The organism is Streptococcus mitis (assembly GCF_946188585.1).
GTDB classification, from domain to species: Bacteria; Bacillota; Bacilli; order Lactobacillales; family Streptococcaceae; genus Streptococcus; species Streptococcus mitis_DG.
On sequence record NZ_CAMHVI010000003.1, the window covers coordinates 229,379 to 245,588 of the forward strand.

Annotated in this window: 4 protein-coding genes; all 4 read right to left on the reverse strand. The window is 39.5% G+C overall.

Features of this window, described 5'->3' with window-relative positions:
* Positions 1-41: 41 nt before the first annotated feature.
* The 4 genes from N8M66_RS05945 to asnS all read right to left on the reverse strand — a co-directional run bounded on the left by N8M66_RS05945 (position 42) and on the right by asnS (position 16,197).
* The gene (locus N8M66_RS05945) at positions 42-7,253 is read right to left on the reverse strand and encodes an SIALI-17 repeat-containing surface protein (RefSeq protein ID WP_261046185.1); all 7,212 of its coding nucleotides are present in this window, start codon (positions 7,251-7,253) and stop codon (positions 42-44) included.
* Positions 7,254-7,631: 378 nt separating this feature from the next.
* Positions 7,632-8,489, reverse strand: a complete 858-nt coding sequence (locus N8M66_RS05950) for a bifunctional methylenetetrahydrofolate dehydrogenase/methenyltetrahydrofolate cyclohydrolase (protein ID WP_261046187.1) — start codon at positions 8,487-8,489, stop codon at positions 7,632-7,634.
* A 157-nt stretch (positions 8,490-8,646) separates the two neighbouring features.
* Positions 8,647-14,598 (reverse strand): mucin-binding protein, encoded by a 5,952-nt coding sequence (locus tag N8M66_RS05955; RefSeq protein ID WP_261046189.1) that lies wholly within the window; start codon positions 14,596-14,598, stop codon positions 8,647-8,649.
* 255 nt (positions 14,599-14,853) lie between these two features.
* Positions 14,854-16,197, reverse strand: coding sequence for an asparagine--tRNA ligase (gene asnS, locus N8M66_RS05960; RefSeq protein ID WP_000167160.1), 1,344 nt, complete (start codon positions 16,195-16,197; stop codon positions 14,854-14,856).
* Between the last annotated feature and the right edge of the window lie 13 nt (positions 16,198-16,210).

Consider the following 16,210-nt stretch of genomic DNA (forward strand, 5'->3'; position numbering starts at 1 on the left):
TCTACCAATCTATACAAATAGAATGGTATTAGGCGCATAGACTAATCCTCTTTGCGTTTTGCAGTTAATAGGGCAGCTGACAAGGCCAAGCTAACACCTGCCAAGAAAATAGCTGTTTCTGACTGCTTTTCACCAGTTTCTGGCAATCTCTTGTCTTCCTTGGCAACTTGAACTGGTGCTTCTGGAGTCTGAGATTTTTCTAACGAACTTAGCTTAAATTCTGGTTTTTCTACTGTCGGTGCTGGTTGATTCCCTACTGTAGCTAGAATACCACGGTACTCTGGAAGTTTATGTTCTAGAGCCATTACAGCATTAACGCCACCCTTAAATTCAGGTTTCTCAACACTTGGTACTGCTTGATCTCCTACTGTGGCTAGAATTCCTGTGTATTCTGGAACTTCATTTACTGCTGCTTCTACAAAGTTAGCACCACCTTTGAATTCTGGAACATCGTTCACTGCTGCTTCTACAAAGTTAGCACCGCCTTTGAATTCTGGAACATCGTTCACTGCTGCTTCTACAAAGTTAGCACCACCTTTGAATTCTGGAACTTCATTGACTGGAGCTGGCTCCTCGCCTTTACTACTTGAAATAGTTGTTTTCAGTCCAACTTCAACAATGCGATCCTGAGCCTTTCTTTCTTCAGAATGAACAAGACTTCTAGTAGTACCCAAAACTTGAATATAGTCAACTTTTTCTCCATCCTGACCTTCAGAAACAATACGACGTTGACCTTGAGCAAGTTCAGGATTTTCACGAATAACTTCTTTAAACGGAAGCGGAGTCTTTTCAATTTCCAAACTTGGAGTTTCTGCTACTAAGTTCTTAACGCCTTCTGTCGGTGTTGTTTGGAAGGTAGACTTAAAGTATAAACGATATTCTTTCACCAGATTTCCATCTTTGGAAACAAGACGAACGAGTGTTGGAAGATTTGTATTTCCATGATCCACTACCGTGACTACTCCATGTCCACTAGTTGTCGCAGTGACTTTTGGTTTTGAACCCATTGTTGTTAGAGTGTAATCTGTCACATTTGGATCAAAGTTTTCCAATGCTTTTCCATCGATCGAAATAGTCGCTGATGGTGTTTCCACTTCTGCTCCCTTACCTGCAGAATAGGCTGTAAATTCTACAAGTGCAAGACCATTGGTGGTAGCCTTACGAGTCATGCGAGCACGAATAGCTGTCGTTTGAACCGGATCAAAGTTAAACTCGATTGGTTTACCAGCTACTAATTCTCCAGAAGCTTTGTAAGGAATTGGTGCCCAATTTTCTGCCTTGTTAAATGGATGATCGGCATTTTCTTCGTAACGAGAAATCGTACTTGGTTCTGTAAATTCTGGACCAATATATCTTTCTAGAACCATTTTCTCTGGAGCATCTGTGCCACTATCTTTAAAGAACTGAAGGGCTACTTTTCCGATAGATTGAGAAGTAATTTTTCCATCCTTCTTAAAGAGTAATCCAACAGAAGTTTCTTGATTTTTCGGAGTACGAGACCAGTTTGTCCAACGTCCATCTTCATTGTATTTTCCATCATTGATATAGAAAATTCGATCATGTGAAGCTGCTTGTGTATCATTCGTTGTCGAAGCAAAGGCTTTAGAATCTTTGTCATTGTTGCTTGGATTCTCTGAAATGACTTGATTTCCTTTAGCTACAACTGTCACTTGCATGGTAGTTGTTAGATTTGTACCGATGACATGACCAGTTACTTGGAATCTTCCCTCATGCTCCGTAGCATGTTCAGAAATAGCATCCCATTTCACTGCCAGTTTATCTGTAGTCCAAGTAGTTGAAGTTGGATAATAAACAGTGACCTCTGATGGAAGTTGAAGGGTATCTCCGAGCTTCAAAGTAGTTGCACCATTTTCAGCTGCTAAAGGTAGACTTGTATCTTTTTCATCATTACGGTAGATTCGATATTCTTTTAAAATAGTACCATCTTCAGCCTTCAAAATAAGACGTGTCGCACCTTTTGGACTTGTTGCTGGAACAAGAGTAACCAAACCATTGTTGCTAGCTGTTGCAGTAATTTCCTTGCTAGATTGAGGAATATAATAATCTGTTTTCAATGGATTAAAGTGTTCAAGATCCTTGCCATCTACTTTGATAGAAATATCTGAACTTGTTTCACTTAAGACCTTGTTTCCAAGGACAGTTAGCTCTGTCAGACCAACACCTGATGTTCCATCAGCCTTCTTCATACGAATACGCACAGCGTAGGTTTCGACCTTGTCAAAGGTAAAGTGATTGGTTTGAGTTGCAGATAGCTGACTTGGAGCATGTAAGTTTTCAACTGCTTTCCAATTGTCTGGATTATTAAATGGATGATTAGTATCACGCTGAGCATGACTGACATCACTTGGTAAATCTGGAATTTCTTTACCTACATAATATTCAACTACATATTCTTTTGGAAGACCAATTGCTCCATCAGTATAGAAATCAACCGACAAATTGTTGACAAAACGTTTCGTCAAGTCTCCTGAATTACCAAATAAGATAGAAGCCCAGTCATTATCAGTATTTGTTCTCCAAGTTGTCCATCTATTTTTAGCATCTGATGGCGTTCTTGATACAGTCAAGTCGTTCAAGGTACTGGCCGTGTCATCTCCTCCTGTATTGGATACAATGACAGCTGGTAATTGTGAACCTGTCCATTGTTTAGAGATATTATTTCCAGCAACCACTTGACTAGACACTCGAACATGAGCTTTAGTTGTAAGATTGCTACCTACTAAACGACCATTGATTTCATAGACCCCTTCAGTTTGACTAAAGTTGGCTGGAACCTGATCCCAAACAACATCTTTGTAGATAGTTGTTCCATTAGAATGGTAAGCCCGAACATTGGCTGGCAATTGAACTGTCTCACCCTTAGGTACTGTGAGGCTGACTTCCTCTGCAACTTGTAAGCCTTCAACTGTCACCGTTGCTTGAGCTTCAATGTCTGTGCCTTCTACATGTCCTTTAAGCGTAAAGCTATGATAGTGCCCCAACTCTTTTTCATCTACCTTTTCCCAAGTTACAGACACTTTGCGTGGCAAGCCCTTATCAAATTCTGCTCCAACTTCTTTAGGTAGATTCGGTTGCTGATTGATATCTGTAGAAACAGACACAGGATGAAGTTTCACAATCTTCTTGCTGACTTTATTTTCTTTAATCACCACTTCAGTGGTTACAGATTCTGTTTTCTCTGTTTGATTATCGATTCGAGGTGTCAAAGTCACTCTTCCCTTAGTATAGAGCAATAGATTCTGACCATTCACCTCAAGATGCCCACCATCAGATGATTTAGCTTCTAAGTGAATATCTGAAGCCGAAAATTCTGTTTGAGAACCATCCTCATAACGACCAATGACGTGATAAGTTAATACTTGATCTTCAGTGGCAGTTTCTTTTCCTTCTACAACTACTTCCAAACGTTTCAAAGCAGGAGCTTCCTTCACAAACTGAATTAAGTAAGTTTGAACCAAGTCACCCTTTTGGTCACTCAAGAAGACAGAAGCCTGATAACCATTATCAACAGAAGCTTGCTGAACAGTTACTTGATATCCGGTAGTCTGAGCTCCAACACTTGGAATAGTTGCAGTGTAAGGAAGGGATACACGGTAATAAGTCTTACCAGACTCGAAGTTCTCAAGAGCTTTATCCCCAACAGTAAGTCCTGTAATGCTACTTGTTGTTTCCTTACTGCTTGCGATAAAGGTTGCAGTTACTTCACGATCGTCATCTACCAATTTACCAGTAGCTTCCGTACGTCCACCTTCCTTGGTCAAAGCAGCAGGATCTTTCAAGGTCCAAGAAACAACATCTGTATCAATCAAACTACCATCTGTCAGAACAGCTGTGACCGTTTTATCCAAATCAGCTGCATTCGTTCCAACTGGGACTGTAGCAACTTTTGGCAACCATCTATCTAAAGCAATCACTTTAACAAGTGCCTCAGCTTTAGTTTCCAAACCTTCTACACGTCCAGATACTTTTTTCTCACCTGCGCTTGTAAGCAAGTCAGATGGCATTTCCCAAGTTACAGTCTTTTCCTCGACACTACCGTCACTATAAATAGCTGTTACTGTTTGAGGTAATTCAGGATTTGTCGTTACATCAGTTGTTGCTTTTACAGGAGCAAAAGCTACAAAATGACGGTTTTCTTTCTTACCAGACACAGTTGCGACCGTTGCGCTATCAGAAGTTAAACCAGCAGAATCTGCATAAAGAGTAAATTTACCTTCTTTTTCTGTTGATTTTACAATGACAACTCCTTTACCATTGAAAGCACGTCTTTGCCATGTTCCATCCGCTTGAGCTTTGTAGCGTTCACGACTAGCTTGTTCTCCGTTATCCACACCAACGATCTGTCCCTGACCATGAAGATTGAAATGAACAAGATTATTCGCTGTCGGAACCACATTCCCATCGCCATCAACAATTTCGTAATGGATGTAGGATAGGTCTTTCCCATCTGCAGTGATAACATGCTCTTCTTTAGTCAGACGAACTCTTGCTGGTTCCCCTGCAGTTGTCACACTATCACGCGCAATTTCTTTGCCATTTTCATCTCTAGCAATCGCAGTCAGTGTGCCGGGTTGGTATTTCACAAGCCACTCAAGATACAATTCACTTGGTTTAGCCCCTTCATGATAAGGACGTCCATCTTCTGTAGTTTTCTTAGTAAATTCCTTTTTACCAAGCGACTCTCCATTTAAGAACAATTCGACGCTTGCAGCATTTGAGAAGGTACGAACCGGAACCTTTCCATCAACCAGCATCTTGCGTGCCCTAAGAGTCTCTTCAGTCCAGTTCCAATGTGGTAAAATGCGAACAGTTGGCTTTTCTTTAGCACTATACCATTCACTACGGTAAAGGTAGAAATCATTCTTTGGTAAACCAGCCGTATCGATGATACCAAAGTAAGAGCTCTTGACAGGTGTACTATCTTGGTTATGCCATGGAGTCGGTTCTCCAATATAGTCAATTCCTGTCCAGATAAATTGTCCAGCATAGCCAGCACGATCACGGTCAAAAGTCCATGACTCAGTAGCTGTTCTTCCCCATCCAACACGGTCATTACCATAATCAGATTGTTCATAGTGACGATTTGGACGATTGTCATGTCCAAGGATTTGAGCAGGGTTATAATAAGAATCACGCGTCCTAGTAGCTGAAGAAGTTTCAGAACCATAGATGAGCCAGTCTGGATGCGCTCTACGAACCGCATCATAAAAGCGTTCACCATAGTTCATACCAACAGCATCCATGATTTCTGCAACTTTTAAGAAATCACCTGTCGCTGCACGACTAAATTTGTTTTCACCCATGGTTACATAACGCTCAGTATCAATCGCTTTGATAACTGCCTTCAAACGTTTAGCAGTTTCGATAGAACGAGGACTACCATTTGCCTCCTCTACCTCATTTCCAAGAGACCACATGACAATAGACGGATTGTTCTTATCACGTTCTACCATTGTTCTGAGATCAAAATCAGACCACTTCTCACCCTTCTTAGCCTCTGGATGAGTAGCATCTTGATCAAAGAACCGTCCATAGTCGTAAGTCTTCTTGCCGCCGTACCAAGTATCAAAAGCTTCCTCTTGCACCAAAAGACCTAAACTAGCTGCAGCATCAAGCAACTGAGGGCTAGCTGGATTGTGGGTTGTTCGAATAGAGTTAACCCCCATATCTTTCAAGAGTTTTAATTTCCGATAAGTTGCCTTATAATTTTCTTCTGCACCCAAGGCTCCATTGTCATGGTGAATACTTACTCCGTGGAATTTCATGCGTTCACCATTCAGAGAGAAACCTTCCTTAGCAGTCCAATTGAAATAGCGGTAACCAAATGTATCTTCTGTTACATCAACTAGTTGACCTTCTTTATAAACCTTTGTTTTCAGCACATACAGTTGAGGATGATAACTTTTTGTCGTCCAAAGAGTTGGTTTATTAACTAGGATTGTTTGTCTGAAATCTGCAGTTTCATTTTCTGCTAAATTCTTCGTTTCAGAGCGGACTAATTCTGAGACAACCTTGCCTTCCTTAGTGAAAATTTGTTGTTCCACAAAGACTTTAGCAGCCTTCTTATCCGTATTTTTAATCTTACTTTGAACCTGTGTTTCAACATTCCCTTCTTTTTGCTCAGCAAGTTTTGGAGTAGTGATATGATTACCATTTTCGGCAACATGGACTTTATCACGATAACTAAGAGTTACATCACGATAAATCCCACTTCCTGAATACCAACGACTACTTGGTTGCTTATTGGTCACTTGAACAGTAATTGAATTTTCACTACCATCCTTGTTTAAAAATTCTGTGATATCATATGAAAAATGATTATAGCCACTTGGATAATGTCCTACAAATTTACCATTTACGTAGACCCTAGAATCCATGTAAACCCCATCAAAATTGATACGAACATCCTTATTCTTGTCAGCTTCATTTAATGTGAAAGTCTTACGATACCAAGCCGTTCCACCATTTAACTGGCCACCTTCGTTTCGAGCGGGAGACTTGTGATCGAAATCAAAATAAATACTCCAATCATGAGGAAGATTCAATTTCGACCAATCATGAACATCCACATCTTTTTTTGTAAAATCTCCTTGGGCGTTTAGTTTAAAATACCAATCTTTATTAAAATCTTGTTTTCGTTCCGATAATAGCTGTTTTTCCTTTTCAACTTCGGCTTTGTTTGACTCTCTAGACAGCACTTGCGATTTTTCAGAAGAAGGTTTGATCTCTGTGTCTGCTTTCACTTGGTCCTTTTCAGAAGTTTTTTTAGAATCCTCTTTCAGTTCTGTTCCAGAAGTTGCTGCAGATTCAACAGGCATTGGATTTGCCTCTTCAGATTTCTGTTTGTCCTCGGCCTTGGTTCCTTCCTCTACTTTATTTGGAGTTTCCACTTTAGGACTAGCCAATTCATGACTACCATCGTTAGCAGGTCTAGTAGTTTCTGTATCCTTAGTCACTTTATCTTCTGTCGACTTAGCTTTTGGTTTTACAAACTCACGTCCACCATTCTCATCAGCCTTTGCAATAGCAGCTGCCACATCATCGGGAAGCTTATTTAAAGGCTGAGCTTGATGAACAGTTGTTTCTTCTGTTTGAGTATTGGATGAAGCCACCTCCTCAGCTTGGACAGCTGAAATACCAAATATACTAGCCCCAATCATTACAGATGCCGCACCTATTGCAAATTTACGAATGCTATAATGACAACGTTTATCAAAAAATCTCTTGTTCATTAAAATCCTCATTTCTTTTTCTTGATACAAAGTAAGCGTTTACTTTATTTTAAAAAATGACCTCCTTCTGAATACACAAACAAGTACCAAGTTCGATAATATATTTTATATATTGAATATATCAAAACATGCCTAAAATTGCAATCATTTTCCATCAATTTAACCTAATAAAATAGTGTATAAAAAAGTTCATTCAAAAGGAATAGGTGCAATGAAAGTAGCTTTCTATTCTAGACTCTTTCTGATACAAATTTCATTCCATTAATAGCATTTTCATACTTCAAATTTATAGTTTATAGACTCATATCATTTTAGACTGCATTCATTTACATACACTACATAAAAAGAAGGTAAAACATTATTTTACCTTCTTTTTTCCTATTTTCTATCCAATGTCCGAAGTGCTGCTTGATAAGTTTGCTCCATCAGCATGGTAATGGTCATAGGACCGACACCTCTAGGAACTGGTGTAATATGGCTAGCAAGTGGGGCAACTGCCTCATAATCAACATCACCACATAGCTTCCCATTTTCATCGCGATTCATCCCAACATCAATGACAACTGCTCCAGGTTTAACAAAGTCAGCAGTCACAAACTTGGCACGACCGATTGCAACCACCAGAATATCTGCTTTAGCAGCCACCTTGGCAAGATTATGAGTCCGTGAGTGAGTCAAAGTCACTGTAGCATTCTTTGCCAAAAGAAGCTGGGCCATGGGTTTTCCGACGATATTGGAACGACCGATGACGACCGCATTTTTACCTTCCAAGTCAATCCCATATTCATGGAACATTTCCATAATCCCTGCAGGTGTCGAAGGAATCATGACTGGATGACCTGACCAAAGACGCCCCATGTTTAGCGGATGAAAACCATCGACATCCTTTTCTGGGTCAATGGCTAATAAAACCGCCTCTTCATCAATATGTTTTGGCAATGGTAACTGGACTAATATCCCGTGCCATTCTGAATCTTGATTGTATTTGGCAATCAAGTCTAACAATTCCTCTTGGGTAATGGTTTCTGGAACTCGGACTACTTCACTACGAAAACCAGCTGCAAGGGCAGAACGTTCCTTATTTCGAACGTAGACTTGGCTGGCAGGGTTGTCCCCAACCAAAATCACCACCAAACCAGGTACTAAACCTGTTTCTTCCTTTAATCTTGCAGTCTTTTCAGCCAGCTGTCCTTGTAACTTAGCTGCTAGAGCCTTCCCATCAATAATCTGTGTCATATCACTTCTCTTTTCTTTCAAATATCTTCCATTATACCAAAAACTGTTAGTCCCCTCTAACACTTCTTTCCTAGGCAATCCTATAGTTTCAAACTATAAGAAAAAGGAGCGGATATTCCATCCAACTCCTTATTCTTATTAGAAAATCTAATTAGATTTAATCTTCTTTTTTCTTACGAGCAAGAAGTCCAAACCCTCCTAGTGCTCCAAGAAGTCCGAGCGATGCTAGACTAGCGTTAGCTTCTGTACCTGTGTTAGGCAACTCTTTTTGACCTTCAACATATTTAGGTGTTTCTTGTTTAGAAGGTTGAGCTGGTTTAGCAGGTTTTTCTACTTCCCTAGGATTTGGAACATAGTTAATTGGTGTATCCTCACCTGGGTTAGTTGGAACATTTGGTACTTCATATCCTTTAGTTGGATCGTTTGGATCTACTGGTTTCAACGGATTACCGTCTTTATCATTAGGTGTGTATCCTGGCACGTACGGAAGAACTGGTTTATCCTTACCTGGTTTTGTTGGATCTGTTGGATCATTTGGATACTTGATTGGGTCTGTTGGTTGACCTGGGATGTTTGGTACCCATGAACCAAGTGGTTTGTAAACATAAGTTACTGTTGAACCATCTTTACCAATCTTACCTTTCGCTTCTCCATCTACGCGAACAAGAACATAACCCTTGACAACTTTTCCACTTGTAGCGTACTCATCGCCTACTTTACCTTCTGTAGTCTCTGCAGGAAGAAGGTCTTTGCCTTTTTCATCTACATATTTAACTACTAGGTTAGCTTTGTTCGCTACGTAGTTGATTGGTGTATCTTGACCTGGATCTGTTGGAATACTTGGTACTTCATATCCTTTAGTTGGATCGTTTGGATCTACTGGTTTCAACGGATTACCGTCTTTATCCTTAGGTGTGTATCCTGGCACGTATGGAAGAACTGGTTTATCCTTGCCTGGTTTGGTTGGATCTGTTGGATCATTTGGATACTTGATTGGGTCTGTTGGTTGACCTGGGATGTTTGGTACCCATGATCCTAGTGGTTTGTAAACATAAGTTACTGTTGAACCATCTTTACCAATCTTACCTTTCGCTTCTCCATCTACACGAACAAGAACATAACCCTTGATAACTTTTCCACTTGTAGCGTACTCATCGCCTACTTTACCTTCTGTAGTCTCTGCAGGAAGAAGGTCTTTGCCTTTTTCATCTACATATTTAACTACTAGGTTAGCTTTGTTTGCTACGTAGTTGATTGGTGTATCTTGACTTGGATCTGTTGGAATACTTGGTACTTCATATCCTTTGGTTGGATCGTTTGGATCTACTGGTTTCAACGGATTACCGTCTTTATCCTTAGGTGTGTATCCTGGCACGTACGGAAGAACTGGTTTATCCTTGCCTGGTTTGGTTGGATCTGTTGGATCGTTTGGATATTTGATTGGGTCTGTTGGTTGTCCTGGGATGTTTGGTACCCATGAACCAAGTGGCTTGTAAACATAAGTTACTGTTGAACCGTCTTTACCAATCTTACCTTTCGCTTCACCTTCTACTCGTACTAATACGTATCCGTCAATCACTTTTCCTTCTGTAGTGTACTCATCTCCTACTTTTCCTTTTGTTGTTTCTGTAGGTTTAAGTTCTTTTCCATTTTCATCTACATATTTAACTACTAGGTTAGCGTCATTTGCTTCATAGTTAATTACTGTATCTTTTCCTGGATCTGTTGGGACATTTGGTACTTCATATCCTTTAGTTGGATCGTTTGGATCTACCGGTTTAAGTGGTTGACCATTTCCATCTTTTGGAGTATATCCTGGTACATATGGTACTACTTCTGTTGGTTGTCCTGGTTTGGTTGGATCTGTTGGATCATTTGGATACTTGATTGGATTTGTTGGTTGTCCTGGGATGTTTGGAATCCATGATCCTAGTGGTTTGTATGTTACCACTTCTGTAGTGTTTTCTGAGTCTGCAGTTACTTTTGTAGTTGGTACTGTTGCTTTATCAGCTAAGTATCCTTTTACTACTGGTGACTTCACTTCAGCCAAGTCTTGAGCTGGTGTCCAATCTCCGTATGTAACCTCACCTGTAACCAAGTTAACTTTGGCTTCACGTGTGAATTTAGCTTCTTGTGTTACTGTTTTTGGAGTTCCATCTTCGTTCAATACTGGAGTTCCATCTTCGTAAACATAAGTAATTGTACGTGTGACAGTTTTGTTTAGATCTTTTTCTTCCAAACCAGCTGGGTATTTAGGTCCGTCTGGGTTGTTTGGATCAACAGGTGCCCCTGGTGTTTTTGGTTGATCTGGTGTAACTGGTACAACACGTTCTTTAAGTGTTACTTTGAACTCTTGATCAGTGTCTTTATCTTTATCGAACTTACCACCTTCTGGGTATGTATTAGATACTAATTCATATCCTTTGTTTTCAAGTTCTTTAATTTTCGCTTTTACATCAGCTTCTTTTGTTAATGGTGTATCTGAGTCACCTTCTTCAGTAATAGCGTCAACACCTGGAATTGGATTTCCTTTTTCATCTACGAAAGTAGTCTTAGCTTTTTGCGTATCCTTCACATAGTTGATTGGTGTATCCTCACCTGGGTTAGTTGGGACACTTGGTACTTCGTAACCTTTAGTTGGATCGTTTGGATCTACTGGTTTAAGTGGTTGACCATTGCCATCTTTTGGAGTGTATCCTGGTACATATGGTACTACTTCTGTTGGTTGTCCTGGTTTTGTTGGATCTGTTGGATCGTTTGGATACTTGATTGGGTCTGTTGGTTGACCTGGGATGTTTGGTACCCATGAACCAAGTGGTTTGTAGGTTACTACTTCCTTGATATCTTCAGAATCACCTGTTACGTTTACTACTGGTACACTTGCTTTGTCAGCTAAGAATCCTTTAACTACTGGTGATTTAACTTCAGCTAAATCTTGTGCTGGAGTCCAATCTCCATATGTAACTTCTCCTGTAACTAAATTAACTTTCGCTTCACGTGTGAATTTAGCTTCTTGTGTTACTGTTTTTGGAGTGCCGTCTTCGTTTAATACTGGAGTGCCATCTTCGTATACGTATGTAATTGTACGTGTTACTGTTTTGTTTAGATCTTTTTCTTCCAAGCCAGCTGGGTATTTAGGTCCGTCTGGGTTATTTGGATCTACTGGAGTTCCTGGTGTTTTTGGTTGATCTGGTGTAACTGGTACAACACGTTCTTTAAGTGTTACTGTGAACTCTTGGTCAGTGTCAACATCTTTATCAAAGACGCCATCTGTTGGATATGTATTAGAAACTACTTCATATCCTTTGTTTTGAGCTTCTTTGATTCTCGCAGCGATTTCATCTGCTTTTGTAAGTTTGTCTCCACCTTTACCTGTTTCAGAGATTGGCGTGTTACCTTCCACTTGCTTAACATTACCATCTTTGTCTTGGTAGACAAATGTTGTTTTAGCTTTTTGGATTGGTGAGTAAGTTACTACATATTCGTAATCTTCATCTGTTGCAGTTGTTGGCTGTACCGGAACTTTTTCTACACTTGCAATGTATCCTTCTTTTTGAGGTACTGTTACTTCTGGAAGATTTGTATCTCCAATACCTTTCCAGTTAATGTAGATTGGTTTATCATTTGAACCAATTACTGCTTTACCCTCAGCATTTGTCTTAACAGTTCCTTTATAGCTTACAGTCTGAGTCGTTGGATCAAATACTTGTTGTCCTGCAAGACCTGGTGCATCATCGGCATAAACATACTTAATTGTACGATTTACTTCTTCTACTTTTGTTTTCTTAACATAATTGTAATCTACTGGCGTAACATAAGCTGAAGCATTAAGTCCATTCTTTTTCAATTCTTCAGTAGAATATAAATCACGAACTCTAGTGTTCGTTACACTTAATGTACCTTCAATTCCTGTTGTAGGGATGTCTGCAAGGATGTACTCTTCTTCACCCACTTCTTTTATTAATGGTGGAATATAGTCAGCTACATCGTATTTTTTACCTAGGACATTAGTATTATCCTTTGTACCATCTTCATTTAACGGACGATTACCATCGTATTTAGTAGTTGCATGCCCTATAATTTTACCAGTCTCAAGATCTTTAAGTCCAATTACTACTGCTCCTGTTGGTGGTTCTCCTAAAGGTGTTCCAGATGCGTTGATTTCCCAACCATTTGCAACTGTTGTAGTTACATCTTCTTTTTCACCACTAATAGATGTTCCACCAGAGACCGTTAACGTAGCTGCCGTTTTATCATTCCCTGCTGTTCCACCTGTAATAATCCCAAATTCATTATAAGTAACATTAGAGAATTCACTTGTTAAAGTTTTATCTTTAATTACTTTCTCTACACCTAAGGATTGAAGAGATAACGAGATATTAGAACCTTCTTGGATGTATCCTTCTGTTACAGTTACTTCTAATTCTGTTGGAGAGATTAGTTTTGGAGTTAATGTAAATCCACCTTCACGACCATCTTGAAGAATCCAAACATTATTTTCATTAGCTTTAACGTTTGCCCAACGGTTGGCAAGACGGTAGGTAATACTGTCTCCTTTATTAGGGTTAAGAGTTGAAGCTGTATTTAGACCATTTACAAAGTCAGTACTTCCTTGAAGTTCTTTGAATTCTGTAAATTCAGAATTAGGTAGTTTAATAGTAAATTTAGACCCTACTCCATAACGGATGTCTGAATCTGTATTAATCTCTAGAGTATCACTCTTACCTTTCAGTACATTAGAAACATATCCTAAACCATTATTTGATCTTAATGAAGCTGATGTTGGTTGTTTTGAGAAACTTGCTTTCTGACCTTTACGTGTATAGGTATGTTCAACAACTGTTCTGCCATCGATCTTAATAGTAGCTTTATAATCTGTATCTTTTGAGATTTGCGGAGCTAAGTATCCACCACCTGATAAGTTTTCAGCACCAAATGAAACTATAGGATAATCTTTCACTTTCGCGTTCCACTCAATGTTGTAAGTATATGTACCCGTTTCATTAGCAACAGCTGGTTGTTCAGCAACACGCTGATCATAAGTCATTCCACGTTGTGTACGTTGCGCCCAATATGGTACAGATTTGTTATTGTTGTTTCCTGTTGATGTTCTATAGTCGATAGATTTAACTTTACCGATTACAGTACCATCTGCTGCAGTAATTTCTTTTCCTGCAGGGAAGGCAGCACCAAACTCAGCTAAGTTTGTAACTTCGATTTTTGTAATTGAACCTGCTTGTAAATCTGTAGTATCAATTGTTGAATCAAATCCCCATGCTTTAGGAGCTGTATTATCAGCATTCATCGTAATATAACCATTTGTTATAGATTTAACTTTTTCTCCATCTTTAACAACATCTTTACCTACGATTTTTTGGTCTTGAGTTGCTGCACCATCTAATACAGCTTCAACTTTACCTGCATGACCCGCACGTTTCATTTCAGCATAAACTGCTTCAATTGCGGCAGAAAGACGGTTCACTTGAGCTACCATTTGGTCTTTAGAAGCATCAGATGAAAGCAATCCTTTAGACGCTACTGCTTCAAGCTTCACTGTAGCAATTGCAGCCGATAACTTTTGTTTAGATGCTTCATCTTTCACTTCTTTATCTGAGAAGTTTGAGGCTACTGTTGCCATAACATCAGCTTCTGAAGTCAATTGAGTAAGAACTGTCTTCACTTCATCTTGTGGTTTTTCTGTTTCGTTCTTCGCAGGTTTTTCTTTGTCTGCTTCTTTTTTATCAGTTTGCTCTTTAGCTGGGGTTTCTTTTTCAGCTTTAACGGTAACTTCTTTTTCTGCTACAGGTTTAGCTTCAGTTTTAACTTCTTCTTTTACTTCAGGTTTTTCATCTGCTTTTACAGTATCAATCTTTAATTCAGGAAGTTCCTCAACAACTGGTGTTGTTATGGCTGAATCAGGTTTCTGTTTATCAGAATTTGTAACTTCTGGAGTTTTTGTAGAAGCAGTACTTGTCTCATCAGCTTTAACAGCATTTGCTCCTAAAAGAAGAGCAGTTCCCAAAAGAACACTAGCCGCACCAAAGCTATACTTACGAATAGAAAAGCGCTGAGCTCTTCTACCATGGTATTTTTCCATTCTTGAATACATTTTTTCTCCTTATTTATATATATGTTGATTTAGAATACGGTTGAAGTCCTTCATATCCCCTGCCTCTCCTGCTAAAGAAAGCCTTCTTTAACGAAACTACAACACAATACTCATTATTCAATTTTATCATATATTTTTAACACCAGTCAACCAAAAAGATCTATATATTCTCGCTTTTTGTATAATATTTTTGTACCCAAAATACAAAAAGAAGGAATTACCCTTCTTTTTATTATAATAACTTTTTTATTTTATTTACGGTTTAATACGGTGCAACATACGTGGGAATGGAATAGCTTCACGGATATGTTTTGTTCCTGCTGCGAAGGTTACCATACGTTCGATACCGATACCAAATCCACCGTGTGGGACTGTACCGTATTTACGAAGATCAAGGTAGAATTCATACTCTGTACGATCCATGCCAAGTTCATCCATCTTAGCAACTAATGCATCGTAGTCTTCCTCACGCATAGAACCACCGATGATTTCTCCGTAACCTTCTGGAGCAAGCAAGTCTGCACAAAGCACGCGCTCTGGATTCCCAGGAACTGGTTTCATGTAGAAGGCCTTGATAGCTGCTGGGTAGTTCATGACAAATGTTGGCACACCAAAGTGGTTTGAAATCCAAGTTTCGTGTGGTGAACCGAAGTCATCACCATGCTCAAGATGCTCGTAGTCAGCGTCTTCATCGTTTTCATGCTCTTGCAAGAGGTCAATGGCTTGATCGTAAGTGATGCGTTTGAATGGCTCTGCAATGTAGCGTTTCAATAGTTCTGTATCACGTTCCAAGGTTTCTAAGGCTTGAGGGGCACGGTCAAGAACACCTTGAAGAAGAGCTTTTACATAAGCTTCTTGCAAGTCAAGTGACTCATCGTGTGTCAAGTATGAGTACTCAGCATCCATCATCCAGAACTCAGTCAAGTGACGGCGTGTTTTTGATTTTTCAGCACGGAATACTGGACCAAAGTCAAAGACACGGCCAAGGGCCATAGCCCCTGCTTCAAGGTAAAGCTGACCTGATTGGCTCAAGTAGGCTGGAGTTCCAAAGTAGTCTGTTTCAAAGAGTTCTGTTGAATCTTCTGCCGCATTTCCTGAAAGAATTGGGCTATCAAACTTCATGAAACCGTTCTTGTCAAAGAACTCATAAGTTGCATAGATGATAGCGTTGCGGATTTGCATAACCGCTACTTGCTTACGAGAGCGGAGCCACAAGTGACGGTTATCCATCAAGAAGTCTGTTCCGTGTTCTTTTGGTGTGATTGGGTAATCTTGAGACTCACCGATCACTTCGATGTCTGTGATATCCAACTCATAACCAAACTTAGAGCGTTCGTCTTCTTTAACAATTCCTGTCACATAAACAGACGTTTCTTGGCTCAAGCGTTTGATGACATCAAACTTCTCAAGTCCCACTTCTTCACCAAATTTTTCTACAAAGTTTGGTTTAAAGGCTACACCTTGAAAGAAGGCAGTTCCATCACGCAATTGCAAAAAGGCGATTTTACCTTTTCCTGATTTGTTGGCAACCCAAGCGCCAATCGTCACTTCCTGACCAACATAGTCTTTTACATCAATAATCGTTACACGTTTTGTCATTATTTTTCCTTTT